The organism is Vibrio sp. 1CM23M, from assembly GCF_023161755.1.
GTDB classification, from domain to species: Bacteria; Pseudomonadota; Gammaproteobacteria; order Enterobacterales; family Vibrionaceae; genus Vibrio; species Vibrio coralliirubri.
Genome location: NZ_JALNTR010000004.1, coordinates 256,445 through 281,329, shown reverse-complemented (window position 1 = coordinate 281,329; position 24,885 = coordinate 256,445). Strand labels below are relative to the sequence as shown.

The 24,885-nt window shown below is 44.4% G+C and carries 21 protein-coding genes; 16 read left to right on the top strand and 5 right to left on the bottom strand.

Annotated features, from left to right (window positions below):
- Positions 1-90: 90 nt before the first annotated feature.
- The gene (locus MSG35_RS15510; RefSeq protein WP_061038666.1) at positions 91-2,130 is read right to left on the bottom strand and encodes a bifunctional diguanylate cyclase/phosphodiesterase; all 2,040 of its coding nucleotides are present in this window, start codon (positions 2,128-2,130) and stop codon (positions 91-93) included.
- Positions 2,131-2,346: 216 nt separating this feature from the next.
- Here MSG35_RS15510 and MSG35_RS15505 point away from each other — a divergent pair, with 216 nt between their 5' ends.
- From MSG35_RS15505 to MSG35_RS24105, 6 genes are all read left to right on the top strand, one after another.
- Entirely contained in the window at positions 2,347-2,916 is a 570-nt protein-coding gene (locus MSG35_RS15505) for an SCP2 domain-containing protein (protein WP_248384488.1), read from the top strand.
- Positions 2,900-3,403: an N-acetyltransferase gene (locus tag MSG35_RS15500; protein ID WP_050633588.1), complete on the top strand. Its 504-nt coding sequence runs from the start codon at positions 2,900-2,902 to the stop codon at positions 3,401-3,403. Before MSG35_RS15505 ends, MSG35_RS15500 begins: the two co-directional genes overlap by 17 nt.
- A 198-nt stretch (positions 3,404-3,601) precedes the next feature.
- The gene (locus MSG35_RS15495) at positions 3,602-4,000 is read left to right on the top strand and encodes a DNA polymerase III subunit psi (protein ID WP_050633587.1); all 399 of its coding nucleotides are present in this window, start codon (positions 3,602-3,604) and stop codon (positions 3,998-4,000) included.
- On the top strand, positions 3,993-4,448 hold the full coding sequence (gene rimI, locus MSG35_RS15490) for a ribosomal protein S18-alanine N-acetyltransferase (RefSeq protein ID WP_248384487.1): 456 nt from the start codon (positions 3,993-3,995) through the stop codon (positions 4,446-4,448). The genes MSG35_RS15495 and rimI overlap by 8 nt, the downstream gene beginning before the upstream one ends.
- A gap of 159 nt (positions 4,449-4,607) precedes the next feature.
- Positions 4,608-6,188 (top strand): peptide chain release factor 3, encoded by a 1,581-nt coding sequence (prfC, locus tag MSG35_RS15485; protein WP_017059244.1) that lies wholly within the window; start codon positions 4,608-4,610, stop codon positions 6,186-6,188.
- 106 nt (positions 6,189-6,294) lie between these two features.
- Complete coding sequence (locus MSG35_RS24105) at positions 6,295-7,125, top strand: LysR family transcriptional regulator (RefSeq protein WP_248384486.1); 831 nt, start codon at positions 6,295-6,297, stop codon at positions 7,123-7,125.
- On the opposite strand, the gene MSG35_RS15475 is transcribed toward MSG35_RS24105, so the two are convergent.
- Together MSG35_RS15475 and MSG35_RS15470 are read right to left on the bottom strand one after the other, a co-directional pair.
- Positions 7,122-7,835 carry a hypothetical protein gene (locus MSG35_RS15475; RefSeq protein ID WP_248384485.1) on the bottom strand — a complete coding sequence of 238 codons (714 nt, stop codon included), beginning with the start codon at positions 7,833-7,835 and terminating at the stop codon, positions 7,122-7,124. The two genes, MSG35_RS24105 and MSG35_RS15475, sit on opposite strands and share 4 nt — an antisense overlap.
- Before the next feature lie 96 nt (positions 7,836-7,931).
- Complete coding sequence (locus MSG35_RS15470) at positions 7,932-9,170, bottom strand: hypothetical protein (RefSeq protein ID WP_248384484.1); 1,239 nt, start codon at positions 9,168-9,170, stop codon at positions 7,932-7,934.
- A 243-nt stretch (positions 9,171-9,413) separates the two neighbouring features.
- On the opposite strand from MSG35_RS15470, the gene MSG35_RS15465 reads away from it, so the two are divergent.
- The 7 genes from MSG35_RS15465 (at position 9,414) to deoD (ending at position 16,646) form a co-directional block, all read left to right on the top strand.
- Positions 9,414-9,569, top strand: coding sequence for a hypothetical protein (locus MSG35_RS15465; protein WP_248384483.1), 156 nt, complete (start codon positions 9,414-9,416; stop codon positions 9,567-9,569).
- Positions 9,550-10,362 (top strand): TatD family hydrolase, encoded by an 813-nt coding sequence (locus MSG35_RS15460; RefSeq protein ID WP_248384482.1) that lies wholly within the window; start codon positions 9,550-9,552, stop codon positions 10,360-10,362. The genes MSG35_RS15465 and MSG35_RS15460 overlap by 20 nt, the downstream gene beginning before the upstream one ends.
- Before the next feature lie 204 nt (positions 10,363-10,566).
- The gene (locus MSG35_RS15455) at positions 10,567-11,829 is read left to right on the top strand and encodes a NupC/NupG family nucleoside CNT transporter (protein WP_017058833.1); all 1,263 of its coding nucleotides are present in this window, start codon (positions 10,567-10,569) and stop codon (positions 11,827-11,829) included.
- A 520-nt stretch (positions 11,830-12,349) separates the two neighbouring features.
- Entirely contained in the window at positions 12,350-13,126 is a 777-nt protein-coding gene (gene deoC / locus MSG35_RS15450; protein WP_161752724.1) for a deoxyribose-phosphate aldolase, read from the top strand.
- A 110-nt stretch (positions 13,127-13,236) separates the two neighbouring features.
- Complete coding sequence (deoA, locus tag MSG35_RS15445) at positions 13,237-14,565, top strand: thymidine phosphorylase (RefSeq protein ID WP_248384481.1); 1,329 nt, start codon at positions 13,237-13,239, stop codon at positions 14,563-14,565.
- A 76-nt stretch (positions 14,566-14,641) separates the two neighbouring features.
- The gene (locus tag MSG35_RS15440; protein ID WP_248384480.1) at positions 14,642-15,862 is read left to right on the top strand and encodes a phosphopentomutase; all 1,221 of its coding nucleotides are present in this window, start codon (positions 14,642-14,644) and stop codon (positions 15,860-15,862) included.
- Positions 15,863-15,926: 64 nt separating this feature from the next.
- Entirely contained in the window at positions 15,927-16,646 is a 720-nt protein-coding gene (deoD, locus tag MSG35_RS15435; RefSeq protein WP_017063285.1) for a purine-nucleoside phosphorylase, read from the top strand.
- A gap of 129 nt (positions 16,647-16,775) precedes the next feature.
- On the opposite strand, the gene MSG35_RS15430 is transcribed toward deoD, so the two are convergent.
- Positions 16,776-17,387 (bottom strand): YtjB family periplasmic protein, encoded by a 612-nt coding sequence (locus tag MSG35_RS15430; protein WP_076655999.1) that lies wholly within the window; start codon positions 17,385-17,387, stop codon positions 16,776-16,778.
- A 109-nt stretch (positions 17,388-17,496) separates the two neighbouring features.
- Here MSG35_RS15430 and serB point away from each other — a divergent pair, with 109 nt between their 5' ends.
- On the top strand, positions 17,497-18,477 hold the full coding sequence (gene serB, locus MSG35_RS15425; protein WP_248384479.1) for a phosphoserine phosphatase: 981 nt from the start codon (positions 17,497-17,499) through the stop codon (positions 18,475-18,477).
- A gap of 121 nt (positions 18,478-18,598) precedes the next feature.
- Here serB and MSG35_RS15420 read toward each other — a convergent pair whose 3' ends face one another.
- Complete coding sequence (locus MSG35_RS15420) at positions 18,599-20,944, bottom strand: PilZ domain-containing protein (RefSeq protein WP_048605639.1); 2,346 nt, start codon at positions 20,942-20,944, stop codon at positions 18,599-18,601.
- A gap of 161 nt (positions 20,945-21,105) precedes the next feature.
- Between MSG35_RS15420 and radA the strand changes: the two genes are divergently transcribed.
- Both radA and fusA read left to right on the top strand, forming a co-directional pair.
- Positions 21,106-22,485 (top strand): DNA repair protein RadA, encoded by a 1,380-nt coding sequence (radA, locus tag MSG35_RS15415; RefSeq protein ID WP_017058826.1) that lies wholly within the window; start codon positions 21,106-21,108, stop codon positions 22,483-22,485.
- Between the two features lie 235 nt (positions 22,486-22,720).
- Positions 22,721-24,808 (top strand): elongation factor G, encoded by a 2,088-nt coding sequence (gene fusA / locus MSG35_RS15410; protein ID WP_048612295.1) that lies wholly within the window; start codon positions 22,721-22,723, stop codon positions 24,806-24,808.
- Positions 24,809-24,885: the final 77 nt, after the last annotated feature.

Here is a 24,885-nt window from a genome sequence, read left to right as displayed (position 1 = left end):
TTTAGATGGATAAATCTGCTTTTACTCCGTTTGAGGTACTGACGAGTGACCGTTTTACATGTTGGCTTGGTTTAAATTTGAGGTACTTGATTAGTTCTTATGACGGCGGTTTTGGGCAAACAACTCTTCGACATCTTGTTTTGGTTGCGGACGATAGAAGTGGAAGCCTTGAATCGAACTACAGTTGAGGTTAGACAGCAGAGTCGCTTGCTCACTGGTTTCGACACCTTCAGCAACCACAGTTAAATCGAGAGATTTACCTAGGTTGATGATGTTTTCAATTACGGTGATTTGCTTTGGTAGGGTATCGATATCAGAGATGAAAGCACGGTCTATCTTAAGCTCATCAATTGGGAAGCGAGCAAGGTAAGACAGTGAAGAGTAGCCGGTACCAAAATCATCAATGGAGAGAGCAAAGCCAAGTTTCTTGATGGCGTTAAGCATTTGAAGTGTGTGTTCACTATCACTCATTACCGCGCTTTCCGTTAGTTCAAACGTAATCGCACTTGGATCAAGCTCGGTCGAACGCAGTAATTTTTCCATGTAATCAATTAGCTTTGGATTACCAAACTGTTCTGGTGAAAGGTTGATCGCGACACGACCTGGAAGGATACCTTGCATCTTCCAGCGCTTAACCGTAGCAAATACTTCACGCATTACCACTCGGCCAAGTTGTTCGATAAGACCAGCTCGCTCCGCCACAGGGATAAATGCGGCAGGACTAATATACCCTTCGACAGGGTGCTTCCAACGTACCAGAGCCTCAGCACCGTTGATGGTGAAGTCACGGGCATTCACTTTCGGTTGATACCAAACCTCAAGTCCATTTTGTTGCAGCGCTTTTTGGAGCTCTATCTCAAGCCACAGTCGCATGCGCGCTTCTTTGTTCATCTGTTCGTTGAACTTGATTAGGCGGTTGCGACCACGATCTTTCGCTTCATACATTGCTGTGTCTGCATTTTGCAGCAAGATACGAGCATCAGTACCATCTTGAGGAAAGCTCACGCTACCAATCGAGCAGGCTAAGCGCTTGCTAAAGTGGTGAAGATCGAAGGGTTGATTGATCAGAGATATGATCTTTTCAGCGAGCATTTCAGGTGTTCGCTGATGTTCAGGTTCTGGCAGGATAATACCAAACTCATCCCCGCCTAAATGCCCAATCACGGCCTTACGAGGCAGTAAGCGTTTAAGGCGTGAAGCGACCTCTTTAATCACCTTGTCACCGATGTGATGACCAAGTGAGTCATTGATATTCTTAAAGTTATCAATGTCTAAGTAGAGCATCACCACCGGCGTATCGTTGTGAATGAACTGCTCAAGACGCTTAGTAAACCCAACTCGGTTGTAGAGCTTGGTCAGTGCATCTATGTAGGCATCTTCACTGTGTGCCGGTGTGTATTGTTTTGCGGTTTCTTGTGCGTCTTGGATAAGCACCAACTGAGTGTTGCTTCCAAGAACGGTGGTGGAGTCGATGTTGAGTTGAACCTTACGTTCAAAGCCGCATCGGGCACCCGTTAAGCAAACCAAACCAGACTCAGAAATAATAGAGCTGAGGTTATTATTGAAGACTGTTTTGGTTTGTTCATCGATAAATAGGCGTCCCAACTCTTCACCAATTAACTCTGTGGTTGAGTTAAAGCCAAGCAAGCGCGCCGCTGCTGGGTTAGATGACAAGATGTAGTCACTTTCAACGAGCAGTAATCCATCTGGGAGTAGTTGAGATAGCTTGTGGAATTTGGCTTCGGATTCTTCTAAAGAACGGACAAGTACTTGGTTTTCTGATGTGTCGAAGGCGTGAAAGACGATGTAGTCGGTTTTGTTGCCATTGGTAAGCGGAGATAGGCTGAAATGAAGGCTGGTATCGAGGTCAGTTTCGTTAAGGGTGACTTCGGCCTCAATCGTTTCGCCACTGAATGCTCGCTCGTAGTAAGGCTTAAGATGTTGGTAGAATTGTTCGCCCAATGTTTGGCGGTCATTCATGCCTGCAAGCTCTGTTTGACTCAAACCAGCAATATCGCAGTAACGCTCATTCACCATAAAATAGTTATGTTGAGCATCAAGTACTGCAAAAAAGAACGGACTATTTGCAGTTAGCTGGGTAAACCAATGTTGTAGTTGCTGGGGAGGCATCAAAGTACTACCAATTCTCCAAGAGCTTGAATATTCACTATCGATAAATATTTATTACTTTCTGTGTGGCTATCGATATTTACCTGTGAGTGCAGCGATCCGCTGTAATTCTCATTACCTGAGTTACTATAACTGTGATTTTCAGGATATTAAAGGTCGAGTATCAAACAGAAGTTAATTTGATACATAACAGTAACTGAGATCTCAACATCATCTATGATGCATTCCATATTATTGACAAAGTTACGGATAAGTCACGTGATAAACAAGATTCGCACTCAACTAGTTCAAAATGCCGCATCAATTTTGCGATCTCCAGTCCAGTTATTGCCTAAAACAGTACAAAAAAGAGCCTTATTGGAGGCGCTTAAGAATGTCTTCAAGGAAGCTTTAGAGGACGGTGACTTTGAGTTTTTAGAAGACAAATGGCTGAAAGTCTCAATAAAAGACATGGGGTTAAGTTGGTGTATTAGCTACAAAAATGAGCAACTGGTTGTAGCTGATAAAGAGGTGGCTGAAGATGTAAGCTTTAGCGGCAATCTTAACGATCTTGTGTTAATTGCGGGGCGTAAAGAAGACCCAGATACGCTTTTCTTCCAACGTAGACTGTCTATTGAAGGCGATACCGAGATCGGTTTAGAAGTCAAAAACTTGATGGATAGCGTAGATTTGGACTTATTGCCGACTCCTATGAAAACTTTGTTAAATCAATTAGCTGATTTTGTGCAGAAGGGAGTACAATCCCCAGATACACAAAGTGAGGTAATGAATGCTTATTCGAACTGAAGCACCGGCAGATATACTTGTCATTGATCGTTTATTGAAATCTGTTTTTGAAACAGATGCAGAAGCTAACTTGGTTATGAGCTTGCGTGAGAATAGCCATTTAACGCTATCGCTGGTGGCTTGTTCTGATGAAGGCGAGGTGGTTGGTCACCTGATGTTTAGCCCTATCACTCTTGATGGCGACGATCATAACTGGCAAGGGCTTGCGCCTCTTGCTGTGAAAGAAGAGTTCCGCAACCAAGGCATTGCCAAATCTCTAGTTGAAGATGCGTTTTCCACTTTGGTTGATTTTGGTTACCCAGCTTGCGTTGTGCTTGGTGACCCTGCTTATTACAGCCGCTTTGGTTTCAAGGCAGCGAGCGAGTTTGGTCTGAGTTGTGTTTGGGATGTGCCTGAAGGTGCTTTCCAAGCGATTGAGTTGGTAGATGGTGCGTTTGCTGGACATGCTGGTGAGATTGCTTACAGCCCAGAGTTCAACGACTTATAAGCTGATTTATCACGCAATAAGATACAAACTGTTTTAGTCTAAATAAAGGAGCTTGATGCTCCTTTATTTTTTGTTAGTATCAGCCCAGTTCTAATAAGCGCTCTTTCAATAGAAGCAGCTTTCACAAAACTAGTTCTAACAAACTTCCGGTTTCAATAAACTTTGGCTCCAATAAACTTAAGGTTACTACCGCTAGATATGTCACAAACACACGCGCAATACCTACAAGAGATGGGCATTAGCCAATGGGAGCTAAGTCACCCAGAGCGTTTAGCGGGTTATGAATCTGAATTGACTCCGCTCTCGAACGATTGCAAGTTACTGTTGGTTTCGCCTGAAAAACCTCAGGAAGATCTCGCCGTGATGTTTGAGCGAGTACTCAAAAGTATCAAGCTCGACTTATCTCAGGCTTTACACCTTCAACCGCAACACTTGTCTACTGTGGATTTAGGTTCGGTTGAGTGGGTATGGTTTGCTGGTTGCGAGTCGCCTCAAGAGCTGAAGGCTAAAACACTTCAATCGCCATTACTGTCTGACATTAACGGTAACAACCAACACCGCCGCGACTTATGGCAACAAATTTGTGCTTATGACTAATCAATTTTTACCGACTTCACAACAACACCTAGATGCCATTTGGAAGATAGAGCAGGCCGCGCATTCTCACCCATGGTCTGAAAATATGATCCGAGATCTTGAGAGTCGAGGCGCTTGTCATCATGTGCTTGAAGTCGATGGGCAAGTGGTCGGATACTTCTTCGCACAAAACATCGTTGGTGAAGTCACGCTGCTTAATATTGCGGTAGACCCAAGCCAGCAAGGCAAAGGGTATGGGAAAGCGTTAACGGAACATTTCCTTGATATGTGCGAACAAGCTAGTGCGGAAAGCGCTTGGCTAGAAGTTCGCGAAAGTAATGTGAATGCGTTTAATCTTTACGAAAAGGCCGGTTTCAATGAAGTTGATCGCCGTCGTAACTATTATCCAACCAAGCAAGGCAACGAAGACGCCATCATTATGAGCTATCTTTTTATGTCTTTTAGCTAGTCATACTGTAGCTTTTAGCTAAGCAGATAATGCGCGAAAAATAGGGTGTAAACTGACCCTTTAGAAAGTGACACGCTTTCTGTATAATCCGCACACAGAATTCAAGGGCAAGTATTATCTACTTGCCCTTTTTACGCTTTAGATCAGCAAAGGGCGACTATGTCTTTCCAACAAGAAGTGAGCAAACGTAGAACGTTTGCGATTATCTCTCACCCGGATGCGGGTAAAACCACGATTACTGAAAAAGTTCTTTTATTCGGAAACGCGATTCAAAAAGCGGGTACCGTAAAAGGCCGTGGCTCTAACCAGCACGCTAAATCTGACTGGATGGAGATGGAAAAAGAACGTGGTATCTCGGTAACTACGTCGGTAATGCAATTCCCATACAATGATTGCCTAGTAAACCTACTAGATACTCCAGGACACGAAGATTTCTCGGAAGATACGTACCGTACGCTAACAGCGGTTGACTCTTGTTTGATGGTTATTGATGCTGCGAAAGGTGTCGAGGATCGTACTCGTAAACTAATGGAAGTAACGCGTCTACGTGATACGCCAATCGTAACGTTTATGAACAAACTTGACCGTGACGTTCGTGACCCAATGGAAGTGCTTGATGAAGTAGAGAGCGAGCTAGGTATGGCTTGTGCTCCAATCTCATGGCCAATTGGTTGTGGTAAAGAGTTTAAAGGTGTTTACCACATTCATCGTGATGAAACGATCTTGTATGAATCTGGCCACGGCCATGAGATCCAAGAAGTTCGCATCATCAAAGGTCTAGATAACCCTGAGCTAGATGAAGCGGTAGGTGCTGATCTTGCGGAAAGCGTACGTGAAGAGCTAGAGCTTGTTATCGGTGCTTGCCCTGAGTTTGATCACGAACTGTTCCTTGCGGGTGAACTAACGCCGGTTTACTTCGGTACTGCATTAGGTAACTTTGGTGTTGACCATATGCTTGATGGTCTAACGAAATGGGCTCCAGCACCTCAAACGCGTCAAGCGAACGAGCGTGATGTTGAAGCGACAGAAGAGAAGTTCTCTGGTTTCGTATTTAAGATCCAAGCAAACATGGACCCTAAACACCGTGACCGTATCGCATTCATGCGTATCGTTTCGGGTACTTACAACCAAGGTATGAAGATGAACCATGTTCGTACTGGTAAGAGTGTAAGTATCTCTGATGCGGTAACCTTCATGGCGGGTGACCGTGCTCGTGCTGAGAAAGCATACGCGGGTGATATTATCGGTCTACATAACCACGGTACTATCCAGATTGGTGATACCTTTACTCAAGGTGAGAGCCTTAAGTTCGCTGGTATTCCTAACTTCGCACCTGAATTATTCCGTCGTATTCGCCTGCGCGATCCACTTAAGCAGAAGCAACTTCTAAAAGGCTTAGTTCAGCTTTCAGAAGAGGGCGCAGTACAAGTATTCCGTCCTATGCAAAACAACGACCTGATCGTTGGTGCGGTTGGTGTACTTCAGTTCGACGTGGTTGTAGCGCGCTTGAAAGCGGAATACAACGTAGAAGCTATCTACGAAGGTGTTAACGTTGCAACAGCTCGTTGGGTTGAATGTGATGACGCTAAGAAACTAGAAGAATTCAAACGTAAGAACCAATCTAACCTAGCGCTAGATGGCGGTGATAACCTGTCTTACATCGCACCAACTATGGTGAACTTGAACCTTGCTTCTGAACGCTTCCCTGAAGTTCAATTCCGAGCGACGCGCGAGCACTAATAGCGACAGTTCTACATAACACTGTTGGATAATATTAAAGCCGAATTGCTTCTAGCATTCGGCTTTTTTGTTACACTAAGAGTACACCGTTTTGATGGAGTAAAGCGTGTTTGATCTCAATTTAGTAAAGCCATTCCTCTCTGTATATCAACAAAGATCGATAACCAAAGCTGCTGAATCGTTAGAGCTAACTCAACCTGCGGTCAGTGCTGCAATCAAGAGGTTTGAAGCGGTGGTAGGCTATGGGTTGTTCGTAAGAGTAGGGCGTTCAATAGAACCAACATCAATGGCTCACAAATTGGCAGGTCAATTATCTGATGCTTTAGAGTTGATGGAAGGTGCAGTATCAAGAAAGCGTGATTTTACCGTTTATATGCCTGCGAATCTGCTCCACAAGATGCCCATGCTCAATGGTGTTCAGCTGGTTGAATCACCAATCTCTGTTGATAACGTTGTCGAGGATATCCGACTTAACCGAGTAGATTTAGTAGTCGATACTGGTTTGCCGAAACAAGCGAGCTTAGCATCTGAATTTGCGACAACCGATAGACTGTTATTGATGAGCGATCCCGAGGTCAGTAAATTTGGTGAGCAGATTTCAATGGATGAGTTTCTTGAAGCACGGCATGTAACCTTGAAGCTACTTCGACAAGATACTCAAATAGTCGACTTTCTTTCCGAGCAGAGTTTCACGCGTGATGTGGCAATTGAAGTTCGCAATCTAACGAACTTGCTCCTAGCAGTTAAAGGAACTGACTACATTGCTGCGGTTCCGGTTAGCATGATCCATTTAGCAAAAACCATCGGTTTACAAATTCATGAACCTCCATTCTCAATGCGTCCTGTGGAGTTTGAGTTTTTTTATCACAAGAAGTATCAAACTAATGGGCAACACCAAGAGCTACGAGATGAGCTTAAACAGCTACTAAATAGCTAGAAATCGAAGGCTAAACCGAATTCCACATAGTTTTTGTTTTCAGGGTGTATGGTGTAGGTAACGGACGGTTTTACGTACCTCAAGTTAAAGAATACAGCTACTTCGTGATAATAAGTGTTGGTCCTAGTTTCATTTCTGATGTATCCAGGTCCTATAGCGGTATCATCTTTAATATAAAAGTCTTGGGTATCTTTTTTGAATCCGATTTCTTGGTTGAATTTGTAAAGAAAGTCAGCATATTGAATAGGGCTCCACAGAGCGCCTGCACTATAATCGAATGTGTCAGAGGCTCTATATTCCATGCATAAGTTTGGAAGACAAGCATCGAAATCTCTATCCATATGGTTATAGTTGATATCGCCAAGCAGTGTCCAATTTTCATGAATCAACTTAGCAACAAAAATGCCTGTCGTGATCTCATGTTCGCTGACTTTTACTGTGTTTTCAGTGTAGTACGTATCCCCTTGCCAGAATGAATATCCCAATCCTGCCTGCCAGTATTCTTGAGTATCAACCTCTCCAAAAACACGCAATTTATCATTGATTTGGTAGTTTATATCAAGTGTAGCGACCGTTTTATCACTGTCTGGATTTTGAGATAAGCTGACGGAAAAGATATCTGTAAAACGCTCAATAGATTCAACAAGGGTGTCATTTGCAGACGAGTCAAAAGGGAAGGTCAAAGCAAGTATTAATAGAAGGCGTTTCATGTTCAAATTCCGAATCGCTTTCCTTAGCTAGTGAGTAAAAACACCCGATAATAGCGTTCACTATTATCGGGTGAGAGGATTTAACTTGGTTTTAGATTAACCGCGTAAACGCTGTTGAATTGCTAATTTAGCTTTTTGTAACTTCGCTGGGTTGATAGATTGAAGTTTGCTACGGTCGACAGATTGCAATCTAGACTTAGCTTTTTCAGCATCGATCGGTGTTACAACACCTTCTGGGTTAATGTGAATTAATTGACCGTCGGTAGTGTTATCTCCACCAATTACAACCAGTTTGCTACCGTTATTCTCTGTATCAATGACTCTTACATCATATTGTTTTGTTACTGTTGAGTCGTAATCATTCACAACTAGCTGGCCATCGCTGTACTCTAAGTCAGCAACTTCCTGTCCGTTTTTAACAAGCACTGCATTATTGCCACGGACGTCCGCTAACTGGTAGTGGTTGTTACCGTAGCTCGGATCGTTACCATATTCTGGTAATTCATTATCTGGGTATGAGCAACCTTGAGTTGTGCAGCCTGGTAATTCAGGGCGATCATTTCCTTTATCAACAATTTTATCGTTGATGTCAGATTTACTGAAATCAATCGTCTGCCCTTTGGCGTTGGTGATGGTAGCTGTGCCATCGCCATTACCTTCGATCTTGGCAACAAACTCACTGTTGTGAGAATGAGTAATCACAATCACACCATCAGCGTTGTGGAATTGGTACTGTGTGTCGATTTGAGGTAGGTCGAAGGTCGGTGCATCTAAGTCTGGGTGACTAACTTGATCTATTCGGTAAAGCTCATCCCCATTAACACCCAGTGTAAGTTTGCGATCATTCAGGATAATGGTAGCTGTACCATCGTTATTGAGTATCACATTGCTCGAATCTACATAAGCGTCCTGTCCAGCTATCGTAACTATGTAACCACTATCATTTTCCGCGACTTTCCATGTCCCAACACTGTCCATTGAAGTAGTGACAGGAAGTTCCGGCGGGGTATTGCCATTGTCAGATGAACTGGAAGATGAAGAACTACTTAACAATCCTGCAACTAATGCAGCTGAAGCCGCACCAACTGCAGCCCAAGTACCGTTAGATTGTTTTTCGTAAGTTACGTCATCGACTGTAGCTGTCGTGCCTGGAGTAGCATTGGCATATTGTTCGTTTAATTTATACTGAACAGAAGCATCGATAGCGTTCATCTGCCCGTCAATAAGTTGAAGTGTTTGTTGGTTTGCTAGTTCTACGTCAACTTGAGGTGCAGAAGCAAAAGCAGGTGCTGCTAATACGCTAGAAATTGATATGGCTAAGAGTGATGCTTTCATAAAGTAGGATCTCGTTATTGAATGGAGCGTCTTGCTATCAATGCCTCCTTGGCAAGTGCGTTTATTATTCGCTGTGGTGAGATTTTCAACAATATAGCCGGCTAGTGTTAATATATAAATTTAGTTTATATATCTGATTGTTTTTGGGTGTTTATTGAACTCATTTGTTGTTTTTATATGTTGTTATGACGCTTTGCTTTATGTGTTGGTTTGTCATGCGTATTGAATAGACTTGAGGTAAGTATGTTGGGTTGGATAAAAACTTGGGTTAAAAGATACGATAAGTGGTGTGAAGAGCTTGGCTTAACGCCTGAGAACAAGCGCAGTTGTGTTGCTTATCGTCGTGATCTTCAAGGGAAACAAATGGAGAGCAGGGAAGATGACACAGCAAATAAGTGACTTTCCGCTGTTTGATACTCATTGCCACGCGGATTTTGAAGCGTTTGAGCAAGGTTTTACACCTGATCAAACTATTGATGGCTATCTTAAAGAAGCGAAACAAGCGCAAGTCGAGAAGTTAATCATCCCTTCTATTGGCCAAAGTAACTGGAGGAGGCTTGATGAAATCGCTCAATCTCACCCCAATGTTTACTATGCATTAGGCTTCCATCCTTACTTTTTAGGGCTGGCCAATGACGAACAATTTTCGGAACTTCGCCAACTACTCTCTTCAAAAAACAGCCAATGTGTCGCGATAGGTGAGTGCGGGCTCGACTTTTTTGTGGACGTTGAACGAGAGAAACAAGAGCGCTTTTTCATCCAACAAATGGAACTTGCCAAGGCGTTTGAGCTGCCTTTAATCATCCATGAGAGGAAGTCTTATAACCGACTTATTGAGTTGTTAAAGCAACATAAGTTTACTTTTGGAGGGGTGATTCACGGTTTTTCAGGGAGTGAACAGCAAGCTTTGGCGTGGATCAAGCTCGGTTTCTATATTGGCGTCGGTGGAACGATAACTTACCCAAGAGCGCAAAAAACACGCACAACCATCGCAAAATTGCCCCTTGAATGTCTGGTATTGGAAACGGATGCTCCGGACATGCCCATGTATGGAAACCAAGGAAATGTTAATCATTCCAAATATTTAGTTACGATCTTAAATGAACTTTTTTTGCTTAGAAAAGAGCCAAAGCAATCGATTGCAGCGCAAATTTGGCAAAATAGCCATCGTGCATTCGGTATATGTGAATAAAATCGAAGGTTTTTGTTTATCGTTTGCGTAAATTGCACTGAGCCTGTGATTTGGGTCACATTTGCGTGTGAATGGTACATGAATCTTCTACGAAAGTGTGAGGACGGCATTACTTTATTAGTGGTCGCATGAGTATAATTGCCTCCGCTTTATAGCCCCATTTTGTAACACGCCAATAAATAACTAATAAGGAAGTCATAAACTATGAGCCTGTTTATGAGCCTAGTCGGAATGGTTGCACTGATCGCAATCGCAGTACTACTATCTGACAACCGCAAAGCTATTAATCTAAGAACAGTGGGTGGCGCTTTCGCTATCCAATTCGCACTTGGTGCATTCGTACTTTACATCCCTTGGGGTCGTGATCTACTTGCAGGTTTCTCTGCTGGTGTAGCAAACGTGATCGACTACGGTAAAGACGGTACTGGTTTCCTATTCGGCAGCCTAGTTAACTTCTCAGTTGACGGTATCGGTTTCATCTTTGCTTTCCAAGTACTACCAACTCTGATTTTCTTCTCTGCACTTATCTCTGTACTTTACTACATTGGTGTTATGCAAATTGTAATCAAAGTTCTTGGTGGTGGTCTTCAGAAAGCTCTAGGTACTTCTCGCGCCGAGTCTATGTCTGCAGCAGCAAACATTTTCGTTGGTCAAACTGAAGCACCTCTAGTTGTTCGTCCATTTGTTCCTAAAATGACTAACTCTGAACTATTCGCAGTAATGTGTGGTGGTTTGGCTTCTGTAGCTGGTGGTGTACTAGCAGGTTACGCATCTATGGGTGTACCTCTAGAGTACCTAGTTGCAGCGTCATTCATGGCAGCACCTGGTGGTCTACTATTCGCTAAAATCATCAAGCCTGAGACAGATACGCCAGACGACAACATCGCTGACGAAATGGACGGTGGCGATGACAAACCAGCTAACGTTATCGACGCAGCAGCAGGTGGCGCATCAGTTGGTCTACAACTAGCACTTAACGTTGGTGCAATGCTACTAGCATTCATCGGTCTAATTGCTCTAATCAACGGTATCCTAGGTGGCATCGGTGGTTGGTTCGGTATGGAAAACCTAACTCTAGAACTTCTTCTAGGTTGGATCTTCGCACCGCTAGCATTCATCATTGGTGTTCCATGGGAAGAAGCAACTATCGCTGGTTCTTTCATTGGTCAGAAGACAGTTGTTAACGAATTCGTTGCATACCTAAACTTCGTACCATACGTTGGTGAAAACGCTCAAGTTGTTGCAGCAACTGGTCAAGTGATGTCTGAGAAGACTCAAGCTATCATCGCATTCGCACTATGTGGTTTCGCAAACCTTTCTTCTATTGCGATTCTTCTAGGTGGTCTAGGTGGTATTGCACCAAGCCGTCGCCACGACATCGCACGTATGGGTGTTAAAGCGGTAATTGCTGGTACTCTATCTAACCTGATGGCAGCAACAATTGCTGGCTTCTTCCTGTCTTTCTAATTAGTTAGAAATCGATATATAGACGCCATAATAATATCGCCCCGTAGCAAGAAATTGCTGCGGGGCTTTTTTGTTTTTAGGCCTGCCGTTTTTAGCATATGCACGCGCTTATGCTTAGATTCGATGTAGGGTCTAGAATGTTTTTTTGAGATACAAACCGTTTGCGTTCTAAGGAGCACTACAATTTATTGATGGATACCTATAATGTATAAGCTAAAGGGATAGGATGTCTCTGTTGGCAAGAAAGTAACCTCGAAATCAACTCGAACGTTATTCTTCTGGGATTAAGCCAAAATTAGCGATACGCTATAGATGTTAGACACAACATGACTGATTTGTTGTGCCATAGACCAAACTGGTACTGTGCGGTGACAAGGATTGCAATTGGTAGCGAAAGTTATCAAGTCTTCAGGGAACCAAGTCCGTTCATTTGTGGCTACTGAGCATTACTAAAATATCCATCTATACTGGATGGAGGGCGAAGTAGTTAACTATTTGAATATATTGATCGGAGATAGAAATGAGCGATTTAAAAGCAGCAGCTCTACGTGCACTTAAACTTATGGACCTAACTACGCTAAATGACGACGATACTACTGAGAAAGTAGTGGCACTTTGTCATGACGCGAAGACTGCAGTAGGCAACACAGCTGCAATCTGTATTTACCCTCGCTTTATCCCAGTAGCTAAGAAAGCGTTGCGTGAGCAAGGTACTCCAGAAGTACGCATTGCGACTGTAACTAACTTCCCTCATGGTAATGACGACATCGAAATTGCTGTTGCAGAAACAAAAGCAGCGGTAGCGTACGGCGCAGACGAAGTTGACGTAGTATTCCCATACCGTGCTCTTATTGCTGGCAACGAAGAAGTTGGCTTTGAGCTAGTTAAACAGTGTAAAGCAGCTTGTGGTGACATCACGCTTAAAGTGATCATCGAAACAGGTGAACTGAAAGAAGAAGCACTGATCAAGAAAGCTTCTCAAATCTGTATCGAAGCAGGTGCAGACTTTATCAAAACTTCAACAGGTAAAGTGCCAGTAAACGCGACTCCAGAGTTCGCGCGCATGATGCTTGAAGTTATTCGTGACATGGGCGTTGCTAAAACAGTTGGTTTCAAACCTGCTGGTGGCGTACGTACTGCTGAAGATGCAGCACTATACCTAGCAATGGCTGATGAGCTACTAGGCGCTGAGTGGGCAGATAACATGCACTACCGTTTTGGTGCTTCAAGCCTACTAACTAACCTTCTTAATACATTAGAAGTGACAGACGAAACTGCTGATCCAGCAGCATACTAATATCCCAATCGGGTGTAACAAGATTTAGTCTGTTTGATGGAGTGGCGTTAAGTCACTCCACATTACCTCTTTCCCTACAAACCATACTCACTAGAGTTTGGGAGGAACTAATGTATCTACCTCAAGAAATTATTCGCAGAAAACGTGACGGCGAAGTCCTAACAGCTGAAGAAATTAACTTCTTCATTCAAGGCGTAGCTAAAAACACGGTTTCTGAAGGCCAAATTGCCGCATTCGCAATGGCTATCTTCTTTAATGAAATGACAATGCCAGAGCGTATCGCACTAACGTGTGCAATGCGTGATTCAGGCATGGTGATTGACTGGAGCCACATGAACTTTGATGGCCCAATCGTTGATAAACACTCTACTGGTGGTGTTGGTGACGTTACTTCTCTGATGCTTGGCCCTATGGTGGCAGCATGTGGCGGTTTCGTTCCAATGATCTCTGGTCGTGGTTTAGGCCACACTGGCGGTACGCTAGACAAGCTTGAATCTATTCCTGGTTACAACATTACACCAACCAACGATGTGTTCGGTGAAGTAACTAAAGATGCTGGCGTAGCGATCATCGGTCAAACAGGCGATCTAGCTCCTGCTGATAAGCGTGTTTACGCGACTCGTGATATCACAGCAACCGTAGATAATATCTCGCTGATCACGGCTTCAATCCTGTCTAAGAAACTGGCTGCTGGCCTTGATTCTCTAGTGATGGATGTAAAAGTAGGTTCAGGCGCATTCATGCCGACTTATGAAGCGTCTGAAGAGCTAGCGAAATCGATCGTTGCAGTAGCAAACGGTGCAGGTACTAAGACAACAGCAATCCTAACCGACATGAACCAAGTTCTAGCTTCTTCAGCGGGTAACGCAGTAGAAGTTCGTGAAGCGGTTCAGTTCCTAACGGGTGAATATCGTAACTCTCGCTTGTTAGAGATCACTCTAGCATCGTGTGCTGAAATGTTGGTGCTGGGTAACCTAGCTAAAGATTCAGACGAAGCGCGCGAAAAACTGATGGCAGCACTGGATAACGGTAAAGCAGCAGAGTGCTTCGGTAAGATGGTAGCGGGCCTTGGTGGTCCAGCAGATTTCGTAACGAACTACGATAACTACCTAGAAAAAGCAGACATTATTAAGCCAGTGTACGCGCTAGAAAGCGGTGTGGTATCAGCAATGGATACTCGTGCGATTGGTATGGCTGTGGTTGGTATGGGCGGCGGTCGTCGCGTAGCAACTGACAGCATTGATTACGCAGTCGGTTTTGATCACTTCATTCGCCTAGGTGAAGTAGCAAGTGAAGATAAGCCATTAGCAATGATTCATGCTCGCAACGAACAACAGTGGCAAGAAGCTGCAACAGCATTACAAAATGCAATCACTGTGGGCGGAGAATATACAGCAACGCCAGACGTTTACCGTCAGATTCGTTCTGAAGACGTGTAAATAACAGATATCGGTATGCCTTGCGTATACCGATGAACAGAGTTCTGGTGCAAAGAGCAATAAGTTGGTGAAGAAAATGAAAAGAGCATTTATTTTAGTTTTAGATTCATTCGGTATCGGTGAAACAGCGGATGCAGACAAATTTGGTGATGTAGGTTCTGACACTATGGGCCACATCGCAGATCATTGTGACCAAGGTCTTGCAGACAATGCAGATCGTAAAGGTTCACTGACGCTGCCAAACCTGTCTAAGCTAGGTCTAGCGATGGCTCACAAAGAGTCTACAGGTCGTTTTGCTCCAGGTATGGATGCAGACGCTGAGATCATTGGCGCTTACGGTCACGCTGCTGAACTGTCTTCTGGTAAAGACACGCCATCAGGTCACTGGGAAATCGCAGGTGTTCCGGTACTGTTTGACTGGGGCTACTTCACCGACAAAGAGAACAGCTTTCCAAAAGAACTGACTGACCGCATCCTTGAGCGTGCAGGCCTGTCTGGTTTCTTAGGTAACTGCCACTCATCTGGCACAGAGATCCTAGATAACCTAGGTGAAGAGCACATGAAGACTGGCCTGCCTATCTTCTATACTTCTGCAGACTCTGTTTTCCAGATCGCTTGTCATGAAGAGACATTCGGCCTGCAAAACCTATTAGACCTTTGTCAGATTGCTCGTGAAGAGCTAGAAGATTACAACATTGGTCGTGTTATCGCTCGTCCGTTCATTGGCCCAGGTAAAGGTCAATTCGAACGTACTGGTAACCGTCGTGACCTTTCTGTTGAGCCACCTGCAGCTACCATTCTTCAGAAGTTAGTTGATGAGAAGGGCGGTAACGTTCACTCAATCGGTAAGATTTCTGATATCTACGCGGGTTGTGGCATCACTCAGAAAACCAAAGCAACAGGTATCCCTGCGCTATTTGAAGCAACCAAAGAAGCGATCAATGAAGCGGGCGACAACACTATCGTGTTCACTAACTTCGTTGATTTCGACTCAGCTTACGGCCACCGCCGTGATGTTGCTGGTTACGCAGCGGCACTTGAGTACTTCGATGGTCGCATTAATGAAATCATTGATATGATGAAAGAAGACGATGTGCTTATCTTAACGGCTGACCACGGTTGTGATCCGACATGGCCAGGTACTGACCATACTCGTGAACATATCCCTGTGATTGTTTACGGAAACAAGGTTCCTGCTGGCTCTCTAGGCCGTCGTGATACCTTCGCTGATATCGGTCAAAGCTTAGCGTCTTACTTTGGCACATCGCCAATGGGACACGGTACAAGCTTTCTATAATAGTTAACGAAGAGAGAGGGAAACCTCTCTCTTCTTTTTTGTTTTGAGATTAAGGATATTTTCAATGGCTACTCCACATATTAATGCTGAAATGGGTGATTTCGCTGACGTAGTTCTAATGCCCGGCGATCCGCTACGTGCAAAATACATCGCTGAAACCTTCCTAGAAGAAGTGGTTCAAGTGTGCGATGTTCGTAACATGTTTGGTTACACGGGGACTTACAAAGGCCGTAAGGTTTCGGTAATGGGGCATGGTATGGGCATTCCATCTTGTTCTATTTACGCGACTGAGCTGATCAAAGACTTTGGTGTGAAAAAGATCATTCGTGTGGGCAGTTGTGGTGCAGTGAGCGAAGATATCAAAGTGCGTGATGTGGTGATCGGCATGGGTGCATGTACTGATTCTAAAGTGAACCGTATTCGCTTTAAAGATCATGACTTTGCGGCGATTGCGGATTACAAAATGGTGCGCGCTGCAGAAGATGCAGCCAAAGCTCTCGGTGTCGGCGTAAAAGTCGGTAACCTGTTCTCGGCTGAGCTGTTCTACACGCCAGATCCAGAGATGTTCGAAGTAATGGACAAATACGGCATTGTTGGCGTAGAGATGGAAGCGGCAGGCATCTATGGTGTATGTGCTGAATACGGCGCAAAAGCTCTAACGATTTGTACTGTTTCTGACCACATCAAGACTGGTGAGCAAACGACATCAGATGAACGTCAAACGACTTTCAACGACATGATGGTTATCGCACTAGACTCAGTGTTGCTTGGTGACCAAGAATAATCTTGATTTGTCTTAGCTTGATAAGTTAACAGATAACAAAAAGCCCCGTTGCTGCCTGAGCGTCGGGGCTTTTTATTGGATTGCGATATTTATTCTCAGTCTAGTGTCTTTATTGTCAGCCTAGTGTGTCTATGAGCTTACATTCTTCAACAGTAAGTTCTCACCAGACTTAGTCGGTCTTCTGCGAATCAGCATGATGAACAACACGCCACTCACAAACCCCATCAACACCATACCGATCATGTAGCGATCACTTTTACGGTAGTGGTGATCAGAAATCGCCGTCATCTTACCGGTTTCAAAAGTCACTCGAATAAAGCCGATGATCGTCTTCTCTGGTGAATAAATAGGTTCAACTAATTGTTGTCTGCCGATACTTGCGGTTGAAAGTGGCGTATCTAAGCCTAGAACCTCGCGTACCGAGAGGGCTTTTTCGCTCGAAGCCAGTCGAATACCCTCTGCATCATAGATGGTGGTATCGAACACCAATCGGTCTTGAGATAACTGGTTAGTCAGATCAAGCAATCGCTCTTGGTCTTGTTGCGTGATCATCTTGCTGGCTGAAAGTGATGCCTGAGAGATAAGCAGCTTGGTAAGAGTTTCCAACTGTTTTGCTTGGATCTTCTCGTTACCTTTGCTGATCACGACCGTATTTTTAATCGTTACAACGAACATGGTAGCCAACAAAATGAGGGCTAGCATTCGTAAAGCGTTACGTATTGAGAACAATGATTCATTCATGTTTCACGAAGCCTGAAATAAACAAATGTTATGATTAAGACATATTGAGACTTGCGTTTTCAAATTGCAATAGGTTAACGTTTAGCATAGTTAATTAGGAATCATACACATGGACGCTCAGAAATATCTGCCGATAAAAAGGCATACCACATTATTAACTCGACTCCCCGAGACTCGTTTCGCTTCTCAACTCGCTAAATCCAAGGCTAATTGGATTGTGTTTGGTGAGTATCTATCTCCACAATTTTTCGATGACATCGACTTTTTCACTGGCACTTACAACACCATCCTCGATACGTGGAAGGTTGGGCATTATGAAGTGGCTTTGATGTCAGGCAATCTAACGCCAGCACACGAAGAAATCCTTCAAGCGCTAAAGCTTGATTATGCTTGCCTTAGCGAGGTCCCAGACTTATCTAAGCCAGGTTTGATCGTGATGGATATGGATTCTACAGCGATTCAAATTGAATGCATCGATGAGATTGCCAAGCTAGCTGGAGTGGGAGAGTTAGTCTCTGAAATCACAGAAAGAGCAATGCAAGGCGAGCTCGACTTTGAACAGAGCCTACGCCAACGAGTAGGAGCACTGAAAGGTGCGGATGAGTCGATATTAGAGCAAGTGCGTCAGTCTTTGCCATTCATGCCAGACTTGGTCGGGCTGGTGAATACTCTGAATAAGCTTGGCTGGAAAACAGCGATTGCATCAGGCGGGTTTACTTACTTCTCTGACTATTTGAAAGATACCCTTGATCTTGACCATGCACAGTCGAACACGCTTGAGATCGTTAATGGTAAGTTGTCGGGTGAAGTGTTAGGTGATGTTGTTTCGGCGCAGACCAAAGCGGATATCTTGGTAGAGTTGGCTGAAGAGTACGAATTGGAACTGCATAATACCGTTGCCGTTGGTGATGGTGCCAATGACTTGGTGATGATGGGCTCTGCAGGTTTAGGCATTGCCTACCACGCGAAACCAAAAGTAGAGCAGCAAGCTCAAACCGCTGTGCGTTACGCTGGTTTAGGCGGGGTGCTATGCATCTTGTCGGGTGTATTGGCTAAGCAACAGAAGATCAGCTGGCAAGCGAAACCTTAGGGGCTCTACCTAAGTGCTATTGGCTATGTATTTTATTTAGCAATAGTGGCTCAGACACAAAAAAGCAGGCTATCAGCCTGCTTTTTCAATTTTCATGCTTAAGTTAATACGCCACTCGAGGCTAGCGTGTTAGCTCCAATCGAATCAGCACTTCATCGGTAATGTCCTCTATCTCGCCATAACCGATAAACGCCGTCACCTCATTCTCTAGCTTCTTAGCTTGATGCATACTGATGCGTGAAAGCTCTTCTAAATCCGACTGGAATAAACTCGTTAGCGGATTAAAGATAGGTGCCGTGGTGACTCGCAATACATACACATCACCTAAGTGTTGCGCTTTCTTGATGAATAAGATGCGTTCTTTGGCTGAGGCGAAGTCTTTGACCAACTTGGTGTGTACTGATTGGATCTTGTCGCCAAACTTTACCGCAGCAATGTATACGTCATGGTGTTTAGGCTCTGCACCTTCAATTCTTTTCAGTGGTTCAGCCAACAGTGAGTTGGTGTGACCCTTAAAGATTGGCTCCAGTGAGAACTTTTGGTTGTGACCAAGTTTAGCGAGTAACGCTAGATGCTTATTCAGTGGGAAATTCACACCAATGATCTTACAGCGCAGCGTTGAACTTGGCTTATCAATGAATATTGGGTTGCTGACCATCTTGCTCAACAAAATGTTGTGCAGTGATTCGAGTAGCGAATGTGTTGGCAGTATCTCTTGCTTCTTAATCAGCTTACTTTGGTTTTGATCGATAAGCCCATTAAGGAAAGCGATGGTACGCATTGTCTTGGCGTTCTCAGCAATAACCAACTGCACGTTACGGCCATTCGGGCTCACTCGAATCACGTGGTAAGGCACAGTGCTCAGGGGCAGGTTCTTGTCATAGAGCTGCAGTTCATTGAAGTTCACTAATACCGGATCATTAATCTTGAGTACCATTGGGTGTTCAAGGCTAATGCTTAGTCCACGCTTTGAGATATCTAAGGTGTGTCCGTTCGCCGCTGCGCCATCTTGTGATGTAAGTTGCAACGGTGACTTAAATTGGTATCTCGGCTCTTTACGACGAGTCTGAGAATCAAAGTAGATGCTTTGAATATTGCCGACAACAGTACGCGGGTGACGGAAGCGGTTCAGTTCACTGCTTGGAATACGTGGCTTTTCACTCAGAAGATAATCAGCCGCACTTTCGTGATCGCCGATCTCTTGCAAGATTCCGCAATGCGTCAGTTGAGCTGAGCTTTGAGCCAGCGTATCCGAGTGTTTAGCTAATGCTTGTCGCTCGGTGTCTGACAGTTCGAAAACCGAGAACTTGAACGCCTTCCAACTTTTACGTTTGCCACCGATGTGCCAGAACAGCTGTCTTTGTTCACGAGAGGCTTCAGGCAGCATCATTGAATAGAACAAAGTCTTGTTTTGGTGTTCATGGGTAAACGAATAGATGACGTTACTGGTTCCCTTCACTCCTGGTTTCGCCAGCAGGTTCATACGTTGTTCGTTGAACAGGGTGCCCAGTGCTTGTTGATTTCGCTCGTCGTGCCAATATTGCCATAACGGATGGTTGTTATCCGTCAGTAGGGCAAGCTTGAGTTCGCTGCCGCTGAAGAACAGGGGAAGGTTACAAGTGTGCTTTAGATAGGTGTGTTCGATTCCTCGAGTACGAGTTCGAATGACCCTATCTTGATTTTCATGGCTGGTTTTCTTACTAGTGCTATTTAAAGACTCATCGAGTAAGCGAGCCACAATATTGTTGTCGCTTACCTTGATGGTTCTTAGAAATTTGACCGCGTTGTTCTCATAAGATTCGTCGATACCCAAAACACGAAACTCAACCGCTTGGTTAACATCGTTTTCTTGGGACTTTTCGATAAGCTCTGAGAACTTGACGCTGATGATCTCGCCGAGGTTGTATCGAAAGGCGCTCGGCACCTTGAACTTTGCACCCGACGGGGAGATATCAACTGTTACACCATGTAGGCTTTGACCTTTCGATGTGGTGATCTCGACCTGCGAGCTAATCTTGAGCCTGTTCTCTTGGCGCTTTAAGTCGTAACCTAGGTTAATAGCTTCCGCTTCGTACGGGCTATTGGCGCTAGTAATGTCGTGATTACCTTGAGAAGAGGTTTTAACTACGCTCAGAGGCTGAGTTCGCGGAGTCATTACTAACTCCCATGCGCCTTCTGTGTAACCTTTAAACTTTTTCGTACCACGTTGATATGCGTTTAACGCGATGTCATCGAGCCAGTGCTTACGGCCGTCTAACGTGAACTGACGACATTCATTATCAATGCGCCCACGTAAATCAATGCTCTTTGTACACGGAGCCATGATACGATTCAGTTCCATTTTAACCAGCAGTTTTAGAGACGGAGATTCGCCTTCTGTCATTTGAGAAAGAAGGAATTCGAAATCTTCGGCGTGGTAGGCCGGGATAAGACGTTCTGCTACAGATAGAATTTCAGATTGCTGCATACTTTTCTTGTTAGAATGGACGGTGCATTTATGTTATCGACTAGTTTAAATCGATCTTTAAGTATAAGTGGTATGACTGCAACGTTTATTTTCACCCGTACGGTCAAATAAGTCACAAATTGACAACATCATTGTGTAACTGAGTAAATTATTGAGGTTTTATGGCTAAGGCAAAACGAGCTTATGTGTGTAATGACTGTGGTGCTGACTTTCCACGTTGGCAGGGGCAGTGCAACGCATGTGGTGCTTGGAACACGATTACAGAAGTTAGGTTAGCCGCTTCACCTCAAGTAGCGCGCAATGAAAGATTATCTGGTTATGCAGGTGCAGTAACAGAATCGAGCGTTCAGACATTATCTGAAATTAATCTACAAGAAGTGCCACGCTTTAGTAGTGGCTTCAAAGAACTCGACCGCGTACTCGGTGGTGGTGTTGTCCCTGGTGCTGCGATCCTGATTGGTGGTAACCCAGGCGCGGGTAAATCAACACTATTATTGCAGACCATGTGTCAGCTCTCTTCTCAACTGCCGACTCTTTATGTAACAGGTGAAGAATCCTTACAGCAGGTTGCAATGCGTGCCTCTCGACTTGGATTGCCAAAAGAGCACCTAAAGATGCTCTCTGAAACCAACGTAGATAAGATCTGTCAGGTTGCTGAAAAAGAACAGCCAAAGATCATGGTTATCGACTCCATCCAAGTTATGCACGTTGCTGATGTTCAGTCTTCACCGGGCAGTGTTGCTCAGGTTCGTGAATCGGCAACCGCATTAACGCGCTACGCAAAACAGAATAACGTTGCTGTGTTCTTAGTTGGACACGTAACTAAAGACGGCACCTTAGCCGGGCCAAAAGTGCTTGAACACATTATTGACTGTTCTGTTCTATTGGATGGCGGAACCGATAGCCGCTTTAGAACACTGCGCAGCCACAAAAACCGTTTTGGTGCGGTCAATGAGCTTGGCGTGTTTGCTATGACAGGCCAAGGACTAAAAGAAGTCAGCAACCCATCGGCTATTTTCTTGTCTCGTGGTGAAGAAGAAACCTCGGGCAGTTCGGTGATGGTTGTGTGGGAAGGTACTCGTCCATTGCTTGTTGAAATCCAGGCGCTGGTGGATTATTCCCAGCTGGCTAACCCGCGTCGTGTCGCCGTTGGCCTAGAGCAAAACAGGCTTTCGTTGTTATTAGCGGTGCTGCATAAACACGGCGGCTTACAAATGGCTGACCAAGATGTGTTTGTGAATGTCGTCGGTGGTGTTAAAGTAACCGAAACCAGTGCTGATCTTGCGTTGGTGATGGCTCTACTTTCAAGTTTCAGAGATCGCGCATTGCCAAAAGATGTGGTGGTATTTGGAGAAGTAGGCCTAGCGGGTGAGATTCGACCGGTACCAAGTGGGCAAGAGCGTCTTAATGAGGCATTTAAACACGGCTTCAAGAAAGCGATTGTACCGGCGGCTAACATGCCTAAGGGAGGTATTCCAGGAATGCAGATCCATGGCGTGAAAAAATTATCAGAAGCAATTAATGCTTTTGATGAGTTGTAATTGAGCTCACTTCAGCTACTCTATACAGCAGAAATTCAGTCTAACTTAAAACGCCAATTGCGCTTTAGATTAGCACTAAACTAAACAATCATTTAGATTGTTTCTACAGATTGCCTTTTTCTATATGTTAGAAAAAGGCAAAGTTTTTTAGTCCCAAATGCATGCAAAGCTATCAGTCTTCACAGATTGTGATATACTCTGCGCGCATTTTATATCCTATTAACAGAGTAAGACAATGGCAGATTTATCGAAATACAGAAACATTGGTATTTTCGCGCACGTTGATGCGGGTAAAACAACTACCACTGAGCGTATCCTTAAGCTAACTGGTCAAATCCACAAGACTGGTGAAGTACATGATGGCGAATCAACTACTGACTTCATGGAACAGGAAGCTGAGCGCGGTATTACTATCCAATCAGCAGCTGTAAGCTGTTTCTGGAACGGTCACCGTCTAAACGTTATCGATACTCCTGGACACGTTGACTTCACAGTTGAAGTATACCGTTCTCTTAAAGTACTTGATGGCGGTATCGGTGTATTCTGTGGTTCTGGTGGTGTTGAACCTCAATCAGAAACTAACTGGCGCTACGCTAACGAATCAGAAGTATCTCGTCTGATCTTCGTTAACAAACTAGACCGTATGGGTGCAGATTTCTACAACGTTGTTGACCAAGTTAAAAACGTTCTAGGTGCTACTCCTCTAGTTATGGTTCTACCAATCGGCCGCGAAGATGAATTCGTGGGTGTTGTAGACCTTCTAAGCCGTAAAGCATACGTTTGGGATGACACTGGTCTTCCTGAAAACTACGAAATTCTAGATGTTCCTGCGGACATGGTAGATGACGTTGAGCAATACCGTGAAGAGCTAATCGAAACTGCTGTAGAGCAAGACGATGACCTAATGGAAGCTTACATGGAAGGTGAAGAGCCTTCTATCGAAGACATCAAGCGTTGTATCCGTAAAGGTACTCGTGACCTAGCGTTCTTCCCAACTTTCTGTGGTTCTGCATTCAAGAACAAGGGCGTACAAATCGTTCTTGACGCTGTTGTAGATTACCTACCTTCTCCAACTGAAGTTGATCCTCAACCTCTAATGGACGAGAACGGCGAAGAAACTGGCGAACACGCTATCGTTTCTACAGATGAAACTTTCAAAGCGCTTGCATTCAAAATCATGGATGACCGTTTTGGTGCTCTAACTTTCGTTCGTATTTACTCTGGTAAACTGAACAAAGGTGACACGATTCTTAACTCATTCACTGGCAAAACAGAACGTGTTGGCCGTATGGTTGAGATGCAAGCTGATGACCGTAACGAACTAACTAGCGCACAAGCTGGTGACATCATTGCGATCGTTGGTATGAAGAACGTGCAAACTGGTCACACTCTATGTGATCCTAAGCACCAAGTAACGCTTGAGCCAATGGTATTCCCAACTCCAGTAATCTCAATCGCTGTATCTCCAAAAGATAAAGGCGGTTCTGAGAAAATGGGTATCGCGATCGGTAAAATGGTTGCAGAAGATCCATCTTTCCAAGTTGAGACTGACGAAGAGACTGGCGAAACTATCCTGAAAGGTATGGGTGAACTTCACCTAGACATCAAGGTAGATATCCTTAAGCGTACATACGGCGTTGACCTAACTGTAGGTGCTCCTCAAGTTGCTTACCGTGAAACTATCACTCAAGCAATTGAAGATAGCTACACGCACAAGAAGCAATCTGGTGGTTCTGGTCAATTCGGTAAGATCGATTACCGTATCAAACCAGGCGAAGCAGGTTCTGGCTTCAAGTTCAACTCTGTAGTTGTGGGCGGTAACGTTCCTAAAGAATTCTGGCCTGCAGTTGAGAAAGGCTTCGCATCTATGATGGAAAACGGCGTACTAGCTGGCTTCCCAACTCTAGACGTTGAAGTTGAACTTTTCGATGGTGGTTTCCACGCAGTCGATTCATCTGCAATCGCATTTGAAATCGCAGCGAAAGGTGCATTCCGTCAATCTATGCCTAAAGCTGGCGCGCAACTTCTTGAGCCTATCATGAACGTTGACGTGTTCACTCCAGACGATCACGTTGGTGATGTTATCGGTGACCTTAACCGTCGTCGTGGCATGATCAAAGATCAACAAGCTGGCGTTACTGGTGTTCGTATTAAAGCTGACGTACCTCTTTCTGAGATGTTCGGCTACATCGGTCACCTACGTACTATCACTTCTGGTCGTGGCCAATTCTCTATGGAATTCGCACAATACGCACCATGTCCAACTAACGTTGCTGACGAAGTGATTGCAAAAGTTAAAGCAGAAAAAGAAGCTGGTAAGTAATTAGCCCTTTTCTCAAGTAACTAAAAAAGCCCTGCAAGTGAAAGCTTGCGGGGCTTTTTATTGCTTGTAACATACTG

Excerpts from the sequence above, each read along its gene's own strand:
- MSG35_RS15510 (WP_061038666.1), bottom strand. The coding sequence starts at position 2,130 with ATGCCTCCCCAGCAACTACAACATTGGTTTACCCAGCTAACTGCAAAT.
- MSG35_RS15505 (WP_248384488.1), top strand. The coding sequence starts at position 2,347 with ATGATGCATTCCATATTATTGACAAAGTTACGGATAAGTCACGTGATA.
- MSG35_RS15500 (WP_050633588.1), top strand. The coding sequence starts at position 2,900 with ATGCTTATTCGAACTGAAGCACCGGCAGATATACTTGTCATTGATCGT.
- MSG35_RS15495 (WP_050633587.1), top strand. The coding sequence starts at position 3,602 with ATGTCACAAACACACGCGCAATACCTACAAGAGATGGGCATTAGCCAA.
- rimI (WP_248384487.1), top strand. The coding sequence starts at position 3,993 with ATGACTAATCAATTTTTACCGACTTCACAACAACACCTAGATGCCATT.
- prfC (WP_017059244.1), top strand. The coding sequence starts at position 4,608 with ATGTCTTTCCAACAAGAAGTGAGCAAACGTAGAACGTTTGCGATTATC.
- MSG35_RS15475 (WP_248384485.1), bottom strand. The coding sequence starts at position 7,835 with ATGAAACGCCTTCTATTAATACTTGCTTTGACCTTCCCTTTTGACTCG.
- MSG35_RS15470 (WP_248384484.1), bottom strand. The coding sequence starts at position 9,170 with ATGAAAGCATCACTCTTAGCCATATCAATTTCTAGCGTATTAGCAGCA.
- MSG35_RS15465 (WP_248384483.1), top strand. The coding sequence starts at position 9,414 with ATGTTGGGTTGGATAAAAACTTGGGTTAAAAGATACGATAAGTGGTGT.
- MSG35_RS15460 (WP_248384482.1), top strand. The coding sequence starts at position 9,550 with ATGACACAGCAAATAAGTGACTTTCCGCTGTTTGATACTCATTGCCAC.
- MSG35_RS15455 (WP_017058833.1), top strand. The coding sequence starts at position 10,567 with ATGAGCCTGTTTATGAGCCTAGTCGGAATGGTTGCACTGATCGCAATC.
- deoC (WP_161752724.1), top strand. The coding sequence starts at position 12,350 with ATGAGCGATTTAAAAGCAGCAGCTCTACGTGCACTTAAACTTATGGAC.
- deoA (WP_248384481.1), top strand. The coding sequence starts at position 13,237 with ATGTATCTACCTCAAGAAATTATTCGCAGAAAACGTGACGGCGAAGTC.
- MSG35_RS15440 (WP_248384480.1), top strand. The coding sequence starts at position 14,642 with ATGAAAAGAGCATTTATTTTAGTTTTAGATTCATTCGGTATCGGTGAA.
- deoD (WP_017063285.1), top strand. The coding sequence starts at position 15,927 with ATGGCTACTCCACATATTAATGCTGAAATGGGTGATTTCGCTGACGTA.
- MSG35_RS15430 (WP_076655999.1), bottom strand. The coding sequence starts at position 17,387 with ATGAATGAATCATTGTTCTCAATACGTAACGCTTTACGAATGCTAGCC.
- serB (WP_248384479.1), top strand. The coding sequence starts at position 17,497 with ATGGACGCTCAGAAATATCTGCCGATAAAAAGGCATACCACATTATTA.
- MSG35_RS15420 (WP_048605639.1), bottom strand. The coding sequence starts at position 20,944 with ATGCAGCAATCTGAAATTCTATCTGTAGCAGAACGTCTTATCCCGGCC.
- radA (WP_017058826.1), top strand. The coding sequence starts at position 21,106 with ATGGCTAAGGCAAAACGAGCTTATGTGTGTAATGACTGTGGTGCTGAC.
- fusA (WP_048612295.1), top strand. The coding sequence starts at position 22,721 with ATGGCAGATTTATCGAAATACAGAAACATTGGTATTTTCGCGCACGTT.